General features: G+C 46.9%; 8 protein-coding genes. 1 reads left to right on the top strand and 7 read right to left on the bottom strand.

Translation table 11 applies throughout. The features are described from left to right. The 4 genes from carB to carA all read right to left on the bottom strand — a co-directional run. On the bottom strand, nt 1-1,413 hold a 1,413-nt coding region (carB, locus tag ACTHS3_RS08375; RefSeq protein WP_440367664.1), incomplete at its 3' end, for a carbamoyl-phosphate synthase large subunit. A gap of 23 nt (nt 1,414-1,436) precedes the next feature. Further along, the gene (locus tag ACTHS3_RS08370; protein WP_049331827.1) at nt 1,437-2,009 is read right to left on the bottom strand and encodes a DUF1643 domain-containing protein; all 573 of its coding nucleotides are present in this window, start codon (nt 2,007-2,009) and stop codon (nt 1,437-1,439) included. Nucleotides 2,010-2,295: 286 nt separating this feature from the next. After that, entirely contained in the window at nt 2,296-2,553 is a 258-nt protein-coding gene (locus tag ACTHS3_RS08365; RefSeq protein ID WP_049331825.1) for a SemiSWEET family transporter, read from the bottom strand. A gap of 140 nt (nt 2,554-2,693) precedes the next feature. Next, nucleotides 2,694-3,824 carry a glutamine-hydrolyzing carbamoyl-phosphate synthase small subunit gene (gene carA, locus ACTHS3_RS08360; protein WP_070625072.1) on the bottom strand — a complete coding sequence of 377 codons (1,131 nt, stop codon included), beginning with the start codon at nt 3,822-3,824 and terminating at the stop codon, nt 2,694-2,696. A gap of 482 nt (nt 3,825-4,306) precedes the next feature. Here carA and pilC point away from each other — a divergent pair, with 482 nt between their 5' ends. After that, nucleotides 4,307-7,687, top strand: a complete 3,381-nt coding sequence (gene pilC / locus ACTHS3_RS08355) for a PilC family type IV pilus tip adhesin (protein WP_070608481.1) — start codon at nt 4,307-4,309, stop codon at nt 7,685-7,687. A 276-nt stretch (nt 7,688-7,963) separates the two neighbouring features. Here pilC and ACTHS3_RS08350 read toward each other — a convergent pair whose 3' ends face one another. From ACTHS3_RS08350 to ACTHS3_RS08340, 3 genes are all read right to left on the bottom strand, one after another. Then, the gene (locus ACTHS3_RS08350) at nt 7,964-8,698 is read right to left on the bottom strand and encodes a LytR/AlgR family response regulator transcription factor (RefSeq protein WP_070459495.1); all 735 of its coding nucleotides are present in this window, start codon (nt 8,696-8,698) and stop codon (nt 7,964-7,966) included. A 238-nt stretch (nt 8,699-8,936) separates the two neighbouring features. Next, nucleotides 8,937-9,824, bottom strand: a complete 888-nt coding sequence (gene gluQRS, locus ACTHS3_RS08345; RefSeq protein WP_070459492.1) for a tRNA glutamyl-Q(34) synthetase GluQRS — start codon at nt 9,822-9,824, stop codon at nt 8,937-8,939. Between the two features lie 152 nt (nt 9,825-9,976). Beyond that, on the bottom strand, nt 9,977-10,246 hold a 270-nt coding region (locus ACTHS3_RS08340), incomplete at its 5' end, for a transaldolase family protein (protein ID WP_440367661.1).

Genomic DNA, 10,246 nt, shown 5'->3' with positions numbered 1-10,246 from the left:
AACCGATTTTTCTTCTTTTACCAAGTCTTCGATTTGCGCCAAGAACCAAGGATCGATGGCGCAGATTTCGTGGATTTCTTCCAGTGTGAAGCCTGCGCGGAACGCATCGGCTACAAAAATCATACGCTCAGGGCCGGGGTTGGCCAGTTCGCGGCGGATTTCCGCTTTGTCTTCGCTGCGAGGGTTGAAGCCACACAAGCCGGTTTCCAAGCCGCGCAAGGCTTTTTGGAAGCTTTCTTGAATGGTACGGCCCATCGCCATCACTTCGCCCACCGATTTCATCTGCGTAGTCAGGCGGTCGTCTGCGGCAGGGAATTTTTCAAACGCAAAACGCGGGATTTTGGTTACGACATAGTCGATGGAAGGTTCGAACGACGCAGGGGTACGGCCGCCGGTAATGTCGTTGCGCAACTCGTCCAGTGTAAAGCCGACAGCCAGTTTGGCTGCTACTTTGGCAATCGGGAAGCCCGTTGCTTTAGATGCCAACGCGGAAGAACGGCTCACGCGTGGGTTCATCTCAATGACAATCATCTCGCCGTTTTCAGGGTTTACTGCAAACTGAACGTTTGAGCCGCCGGTATCCACGCCGATTTCGCGCAATACTGCCAACGAAGCATTACGCATTATTTGGTATTCTTTGTCGGTCAATGTTTGTGCTGGCGCAACAGTGATGGAGTCACCGGTATGCACGCCCATCGGGTCGAAGTTTTCAATCGAGCAGATAATGATACAGTTGTCGTTTTTATCGCGTACAACTTCCATCTCGTACTCTTTCCAGCCGAGAACAGACTGCTCAATCAGCAACTCATGCGTAGGCGACGCATCAAAACCGCGTTCGCAAATTGCTAAGAACTCGTCTTTGTTGTAGGCAATGCCGCCGCCCGAACCGCCCATCGTGAAAGAAGGACGAATCAGGGTAGGGAAGCCAACCTGTTCTTGCGCTGCCAATGCCTCGTTCATGGTGTGGCAGACAAAAGATTTCGGGCAAGACAAACCGATTTTTTCCATCGCTTCTTTAAAGCGGCCGCGGTCTTCCGCCTTATCAATCGCATCTTCGGTCGCGCCGATTAATTCGACATTATATTTCGCCAACACGCCGTTGCGCGCCAAATCCAGCGCACAGTTCAGCGCAGTCTGACCGCCCATCGTGGGCAGAATCGCGTCAGGACGCTCTTTGGCAATAATTTTCTCCACCGTCTGCCACATAATCGGCTCGATGTAGGTAACATCCGCCATTTCAGGGTCGGTCATAATCGTGGCAGGGTTGGAGTTTACCAAAATGACTTTATAGCCTTCTTCACGCAAGGCTTTGCAGGCCTGTGCGCCCGAATAGTCAAATTCGCAGGCCTGACCGATAACGATAGGGCCGGCGCCGATGATAAGGATGGATTTTAGGTCGGTACGTTTGGGCATGTTATGACTCTCTATGATTTCAGTTAATTTTCTCTATACTTAGATAATATTCTAGTAATATCGGGTTTTAATTTTTGTCGCTGCCATACAGTTGGATGTTTAGGTGTTCCATTTTGATTTCTTGGCAACTCAATCTCTTTATCTTTTTTTAGCATGTTTTGTATTAAATTGATACGCTCCAAAATATCCTTCTCATATAATAGATCTGACTGATAGCTTCCATATGCCATAATATAATTATCGTATTTAAATTCAGAAAGATGCTCAAATATCAGGTTGCTATTTAAATCACGTTTCTCCCAATTTGAGAACAAAGGTGCGGTTTGGGGATTTGCGTAATCAAAAAGATTTAGAATTACCTGATTAAATCCTGCATTGCCACATACTTCACGAAGTATACGAAGAGTTGTATCTCTAGATAAATTTCTCCCATCGCTACTCAAGCTCCCTGGGTTGAACATAATGACCAACAATGTTCTGTTATTATTTGATTTTTTCTGAATACACCAGTGTCGATATTCTTTTTGGCTTTCCCAAGAAATTTCCCAGCCATCCAGTGTCGCAGAATAGATGTTACCGCCCATTATCGGATTCATTATTTGCTCCTGTTTAATGTATAGTAAGCCGTAGCCTGCATGTAGGGTGTGTGCGGTACGCACGCGTTCTCCATTTTCCCTGCAACTCCAACCCACCGCGTGCGTGCCTTGCGGCACACACCCTACCGATGGGTTCAAAGGTCGTCTGAAAAAACGCTCGCGGCATTTGTTCCATCTGCTTTTCGATAAAAAGCTACCTGAAAAATTCCTGCCGTTGATATTTTGGTGACTCTTTTTCAGACGACCTTTTGCGTTTTTATTTTGCACAGGCCGTCTGAAAACTTCCTTAAAAACTAGTGACAAATGTAATCAAACCCAAAATGATGCCTGGGGCGTTTGCCAGCATAACGGGGTAGTCGCGTTTTTCTTTCAAAAAGCCGTAGGCAACCCATAATGTGCAGTTGATGGCGGCGACGAGAGGCTGCAACGGCGAGCCGGGGTTGCCGGCAAGGTTGTTTTGGATTTGTGGGATATAGGAAACGTACATACCGACGGCGGTTAGGGTGGCGACGACGGAAAGAATGCGCATTTGCTTTTCTGTCATGGTTTTTCCTTTTTGATTAGAGGGTTGGGTTTCAGACTGTGTAGATGTTGAGAGAGAGTGTACCTGAATTCATATATTTGAGGTTTGGTTTTCAGACGGCCTGTTGTTGAGTTGAGTGTGGCCGTCTGAAAAAATCAGCTTTATTGTTTTGCTGCTTTGATATTGTCAATGAATTTGTCGAACAGATAACCGACGTCTTGCGGACCCGGGCTGGCTTCGGGGTGGCCTTGGAAGCAGAACACGGGTTTGTCTGTCAGTTCGATGCCTTGTAAAGTGTTGTCAAACAAGGATTTGTGGGTAATGCGTGCGTTGGCAGGCAAAGTGTCAGCATCAACGGCGAAACCGTGGTTTTGGCTGGTAATGACGACTTTGCCGCTATCCAAATCTTGTACTGGATGGTTGGCACCGTGATGGCTGAAGCGCATTTTCAGGGTTTTTGCGCCGATGGCGAGGCTGATCAGCTGGTGTCCCAAACAAATGCCGAAAATCGGTTTGCCGCTTTCCATCAGTTTTTGTACGGCTTTGATGGCGTAGTCGCAAGGCTCGGGGTCGCCGGGGCCGTTGGACAGGAATACGCCGTCAGGATTGAGTGCCAATACTTCTTCCGCGCTGGTTTGTGCGGGAACGACGGTCAGGCGGCAGCCGCGCGAGGCGAGCATGCGCAGGATGTTAGTTTTGACACCGAAATCGTAGGCGACGACGTGGTAAGGCAGTTCGGAAGGGGTAACGAAACCTTTGCCCAATTCCCATTCGCCTTCGGTCCATTCGTAAGTTTCTGTGCAGGAAACTTCTTTTGCCAAATCTTTGCCGACCATGCTGCCGAATGCGGCAATCAGTTCTTGTGCTTTTTCAACCGTGGCATCTGCACCGGTCAAGATTGCACCGCCTTGTGAACCTTTTTTACGCAACAGGGTGGTCAGGCGGCGAGTATCGATATCGGCGATGGCGACGGTTTGGTTGCGTACCAAATAGTCGTGCAGGCTTTCAGAGGCGCGGAAGTTGCTGTGCAAGAGCGGCAGGTCGCGGATAATCAAACCGGCGGCGTAAACGCTGCGACTTTCTTCATCTTCGGCGTTGGTGCCGGTGTTGCCGATGTGTGGGTAGGTGAGGGTAACGATTTGTTTGCAGTAGGAAGGGTCGGTCAGGATTTCCTGATAGCCGGTCATGGAAGTGTTGAACACGACTTCGCCGGAAGTCGAACCTTCGTAACCGATTGATGTGCCGTGAAATACGCTGCCGTCAGCGAGAACGAGAAGAGCCGGAGTGGTCATGATGGAATCCTGTTTGCCTGATGATGGTCGGTTCGAAAAAAATGGGTCAGGCCGTCTGAAAAATAAAAATTGTTTACAAAAAAGACAGCCTTCGGAAATCTCGGCTAAAAAAAAACACGCTCCGCAGCTTTGATTTTGCTGTGTAACGTGCTTTTTCAGACATAGCGGTCTATGCCGTAGAAGCAGTGTATTTTAAGTCAAAGTAATAGGAATTTCAAGCGTAGAGCAAATAATCGATAATTTAAAAACGTTTTATCTTTATGGTACAGTCCCTTGCTTTTGGAATGCTTGATGAATAAAGTTGAACTAAATATTCAGTCAGGCCGTCTGAAAACTGAGCAGGCAGATTGTTTCATTTTTGTTGTGTTTGAAATGCAGGTGTAGGGAAATTCAGCCGAATCAAACATGAAACAGGCTGTTTATGCTAGAATCGTAACCTTATAAAAAATAAAAACAACGTCATTTTTAGCTGAGATTATCCGATGAAAAAAGAACACATTATGCAAAACGCTCCATCAGGCCGCTATCGCCTCATTCATGCAAGCGTAGCTTCCGCTTTAGCACTCATCAGTATTTCCGTTCAGGCAAATACGCAGCAATTTGCCCAAACTCCTTTTTACCTGCAAAACAAAACCGACGTCAGCGGCCAACCCAAAGTCAAACACAATATTATGTTTTTGATTGATGACTCGGGCAGTATGCAATGGAATGTACAAGGTAAGGAAACATCTGTACGGGCTGATAAAAGAATAACGATTACTAAGGAGGCCCTAAAATCGGTATTGAAAGAGTATGGCGAAAAACAACGATTCCAGTGGGGTTTGCAAACTCTGCATAACAATGGTCGTACTGATACTCCAGATGAGGGGGGCTTTACCGATGATTGGAAGGATGTTCAAAGGAGGGTAGATGGCATTGATCCTGGCCATGCTACGCCAATCACGCGCCGCTACTATGAAGTAGTCAAAAACTTTGTGATGCCCAATATCAAATACCGTTGTCAGAAGTCTTATGTGATTGTGATGTCGGACGGCGATGCCAATATGAGTTGTAGTAACCAGATTCCAGGTGAAGATCCTCGTTTATCTCGTAATACTAACTTCAACTACGATAGGGATTATTACTATTCAAACTATTACCGCGATATTGAACGTAGTGCGGGTACGTCTGCATACCAATATTTTGGGCCGTCTGAAGTGAAGGCTAATGATGATAGCTATGGGAAAGGTAAATTCTTTAATGGTGGAGGTCGTATCAAAGGATACTTTGATTTTCTACCTTATCAATATGATAATGATTTTGGCTTGCCTGAGAATGAAAAGAAATTGCTATGTCAATCTAGTAAATATAAGCATGAGTATGATCCTAATTATGGTAGGTATATGTGGGTAGCTGCAGGCGAAATTATTGTTCCTTATTGGGATAGGAACTATAAGGATGAAAAACGCGGTATGCGTTTCTTTAGCCAGACTTTGGCAGAAAAAGACATTAAAACAGCAAAAGACGGTTCAGATGCTGCGGGTAAGAGCTGGGATGGTGATCCAAGCGATCCCAAAGGCATAGATTACAGCAAGCAATTGGTTCAGACTTTTACTGTGGGTTTTGGTGAGGGGATCTCTGAAGTTGGGAGAGAGTATCTGGAAAAGGGTGCGAGCCGTCCAGACTGGTATTTTAATGCTGCGAAAAAAGAAGATTTGCTTGAAGCCTTTAAAACCATTGTCGACAATATTGAAAATGACAGCAAAAATACGAAATTTGAAGGAGTATCCTCTACTGCTCCGGCAACGACCAGTATGGGTATTCCCGATATGGCGGCAACGGTTCATTTGAATACCGGCTCTTGGAGTAGTCAATTGCGGTTTTATAAATTGAACCGTGATGGTACACCTATCAATACGACTGAGTTTGTTCAGCCATCATTTAATAACCGCCTTACTTTGGTTAATGACGGCAGTAAGACCTATTTCATCGATAGAGTTGCAGATAATGAGGCTTCAAATGCCGATTTTGGCATTTCAGACGGTGGTGCGAAAGATAAGTTGGAATGGAAAAATGCATTGCTGAAATGGACTGGCCGAGTAGGTAGTGATGAAACCATCAAAGCGGATGCAGAGACAAAAGGTTATAGCCAGTCTTATCGAATTCGTCCGACAGATTCTGCTGATTCAAGTAAAGATGAACGTAATTTAGGCGATATTTTAGATGGTTCGGTTGCAGCTATTGGCGATAAGCGCGACAACCGTCAAGAGTTTTTGGTCTCTGCTGCCAATGACGGCATGGTACATATTTTCCGTAATGGTACGCCTAGCAATCCTTATGACTTGAAACTCAGCTATATTCCGGCAGGCATGGAGCGCGAGGACGAGAAAGGTCAAGCAACAACTTTGGGCAAAGTTCTGAAAGATATTGCACGCGATGGTTACGGCTCTAGCACGCCACACCGCTATATGGTTAATGGTGGCTTTGTTCTCCGCCAAACGCCTGATAAGCAAACCTTTATGTTTGGTGCGATGGGTCAGGGTGGACGCGGTGCGTATGCGTTGAATATTGGTGCGGTAGCTAACAGCGATCGTAGTGGTTGGAATACGACTGTGCCTTTGTTTGAAACAAAAAAAGGCTTTGACAATAAGCTGGGTTATACCATTGGTTCGACACAAATCGGCCGTGTTTCCATCAAACGCGATACCACTCCGGTCAATCTGGAATCGAATGTGCGTTATGCGGGCTTCTTGGCTAGCGGCTATCGTACTGAGGATGTGAACAGTGCCGACAATGAAACGGCTTTGTATGTTTATGATATGACAGGGAAAGAGGCAGGGACAAAAAATACTGGTACTAATGTTTCTTCTTCTAAAGCCGGCAAGCTCTTAGCTAGAATTCCTGCACCGAATGGCAAAGGCGGCCTCTCTACCCCTACTTTGGTAGACACCGATTTTGACGGTATTGTTGATATTGCTTATGCCGGTGACCGTTACGGCAATATGTTCCGCTTCGACTTGAGAGGTAAAACCGAGTCTGAATGGTCGGCGCAAATGATTTTCCAAGGTTCGGGGAATCAACCGATTACGTCTGCGCCTGCGGTATCACGTCGTGGTAAAGATAAGTATGTCGTTATTTTTGGTACGGGTAGCGAGATTTATCAGAATGAACTAGAAGGTACTAACGGACAAATCAATGCCGTTTACGGTATTTACGATGATGTATCTACTGATGCGGTTTTGGCAAAAAGTAGTGAGTTGGAACAGCAAACTAGAGAAAGTGACGACGAACATATTTATGTCAGCGACAATAAGGTTGGTGAAGGTAAAAAAGGCTGGAGTCTGACTTTAGATCCGAATGAACGTGTGACTGTCAAGCCGACGATGATTTTGCGTACAGCTGTTGTGACCATCCGCAAGTATGAAACCAAAACAATTCATACTGACTCTTCTAGTACCGATGTTTGTTTACCGGACAGTACATCCACACAAACGACAGCGAAAACGATTATTCTGGGTGTAAATGCTGAAAATGGCGGTCGTTTGGGCTTGCGTGATGCGCGTATCTCCAGCAAGGATCGTACATTTATCAAACGCGAGAATAATGGCCAGATTTATTACGCCAACGGTATGACTTTTGATGGTGTTATCAACTTTACTTATATAAATTCCAGCAAAGCCGATGATTCTCCGGTAACTGCCGATGGCGATAGCGGCGGCACGGGTACGGATAAGGAGTTGAACGCTACGCCGAGCGTGCCAAACAATAAATGTTTTGCAACCAAAGGCGATCGCAGTCTCTTGTCTAACCAGCTGGTTAGCCTGGAAGTACAAGGCCGTACATGCGGACTCAAACGCATCAGCTGGCGTGAATTGTTCTTTTAATTTGTAAGGCTTGAATATCGAGGCCGTCTGAATTTTTCAGACGGCCTTTTCTGTTGAGTAGTAGTAATTCAAAAATGTTGGATTGGTGGATAGAAAAGCTTGTTTGAGGGCAAAACAAGCTTTGATCAAATTGAAAGCTTGGATAGAGCTAAACGACAGATTTGGACTATTCTTTTTTTAAATTTCTACCATTTGGCTGATAAGTTAAAAGGCCGTCTGAAAAGTATCTTTTCAGACGGCCTTTGATTTAAAGAGAACGAGTCAAGGAGCGCATTGTTAGATGCTGTTTTTAATGATTTTCCGCAGGGTGGAGAGTTGCCGGCGGCTGACGGGCAACGGGGTCGGAATATCGAGAATTTTAGCGCTCCACGTGGATGCGGATTCATCGTTTTCGTCATCGTCCAGTCGAATCAGACTGTCGAGGGTGTGGCGGAAGACGAGGGCATTGCGGTGGATGCGGATGACTTTGTCGCCCAGCAATTCTTCCCAGTAAACCAAGGTCTTCGGTAATTCGTAGCTTTGGCCGTCGCCAGTAAACAGATAGACGGTTTTGTGTTCCGCCATCAGGTAACGCGCCTGTTGCCATGGAATTTCAACCATGCGTTCGCGGTTGTACACTTTGAAATGGGTAAAACTGTCTGCTTTTTCGCGGTTTTTCTCGATGATGCGGTCAAGCGCGGTTTGCAGGCGGGTCATTTTGATCGGTTTGAGCAGATAGTCTGCGGCAGCCAGCTCAAATGCGCGCAGGGCGTGTTCTTCGTAGGCTGTGGTGAAGACAATTTCCGGCTGGCGCTTGGCGGTACGCTTAATGCGTTCGACAAATTCGAGACCGTCGATTTCCGGCATGCCGATGTCGGCAAAGACGATGTCAACTTCGTGGACGCTCAGCCACTCCAATGCTGGCATGGCATGGTGAAAGACGTTGAGCAGTACGACATTGCACTCTTCCAATAATACACGTAAGCGTTCTGCTGCTAATACTTCGTCTTCTACAATAATGGCACTTGGCATAGCGGTATTCTTTTTGTTGTATCGTGGGAGATCTGTCGCGCTTTGTCGTCCTTGATAACGCGTCAGCCGTATGTTGTTGTCAGCTTGAAATTATCAGTTTGTGACAATTTTAGGAAATTTTTAAAATATACATGATTTTTCGCTTCTTGGGCATGGTTTGGGATGAATCGGAAGATTACTTACATAATTTTATGAAATATTGTAATACCTAGAGTAATTTTGTTGTAATTGCGCTAATTCAGTCCGTGATAATGGACGATTTTGGGATTTTGTCCATTTGCCAGTGTACCACCGCCCAATCAAGCAATTCCTGCGGACGGTTCACGGTAGGTGCATCGGGTAGGTTGAGGTAGGTTAGGACTTGGCGTAGGAGTTGTTCTTTTTGATTCAAATCCAAAGCCGGGGCAAGGGTTTGTTTCGACCATTTTTGCCCTTGGTTGTTGGTCAATAGGGGAAGGTGGGCGTAGGCCGGTGTGGGAACGCCGAGGCATTGTTGCAGATAGATTTGGCGTGGCGTGGAAACGAGTAAGTCCTGACCGCGGACAATATGCGTTATTCCTTGGTCGGCATCGTCAGCAACCACGGCAAGCTGATATGCCCAATAGCCGTCGGCACGAAGTAGGACAAAATCGCCGATGTCGTGCGCCAGATTTTGTGCGTAATGTCCGACAATGCCGTCTGGAAAACCGATTACGCGATCGGGCACTTGAATGCGCCATGCCGGCGTTTTGTTTTGCGTGTCGGGTCTTTGCTGAGGATTGCGGCAACGGCCGTTATACACAAATCCGTCTGCGCCATGTGTTGCCGCCGCCTGCCAGTCTTTGCGGCTGCAATAGCAGGGATACACCAGCCCGGCTGCTTTAAGGCGGTCGAGGGTGTCTTGATATAGGTCGTAACGGCGGCTTTGATAGGCGATTTCGCCGTCCCACTCAAAGCCGAAAGCTTCAAGCGTGCGCAAAATGTCGTCGGCGGCGCCGGGCATTTCACGCGGGGGGTCAAGGTCTTCAATGCGGACCAGCCATTTACCCTGATGAGCGCGCGCGTCAGCATAGGAGGCAACGGCGGTCAGTAGGGAGCCGATATGAAGTAGGCCGGTAGGGCTGGGGGCAAAACGTCCTATATACATGGCAGGGTGGTTTTGTAGGGCAGGGGCAGTATGCCTGCACGGTATTCAAATCGTGATAGAAAAGGGTGTGCCGTACACGCCCGAATTTGGGTTTCAGACGGCCTGAGACTTTTCAAAATGATTTAAGTTTCTTTGCCGCCCGTTCAATCCGCTTAAGCCAAGGGAGCCAGTAGGTTGGCGAAGGCTTCTTCAAATTGTTTCAAACCGTCTTCCTGTAAACGAGTTGCCAAAGTTTCAACATCAATGCCGAGTTTCGCGGTTTCGGCAAGCTGCGCTTGGGCTTCGTTCACACCTTCGGTTAACGTGGCTTTGGCGGTGCCGTGGTCGATAAAGGCTTTGAGTGTGGCATCGGGAACGGTGTTGACGGTATGGGCGCCAATCAGGCTGTCAACGTACAAAGTGTCAGGATAGGCAGGGTTTTT

Source organism: Neisseria sp. P0009.S007, from assembly GCF_051962515.1.
The sequence above is the reverse complement of the archived record's forward strand: the minus strand, read 5'-3'. Positions and strand labels throughout refer to the sequence as shown.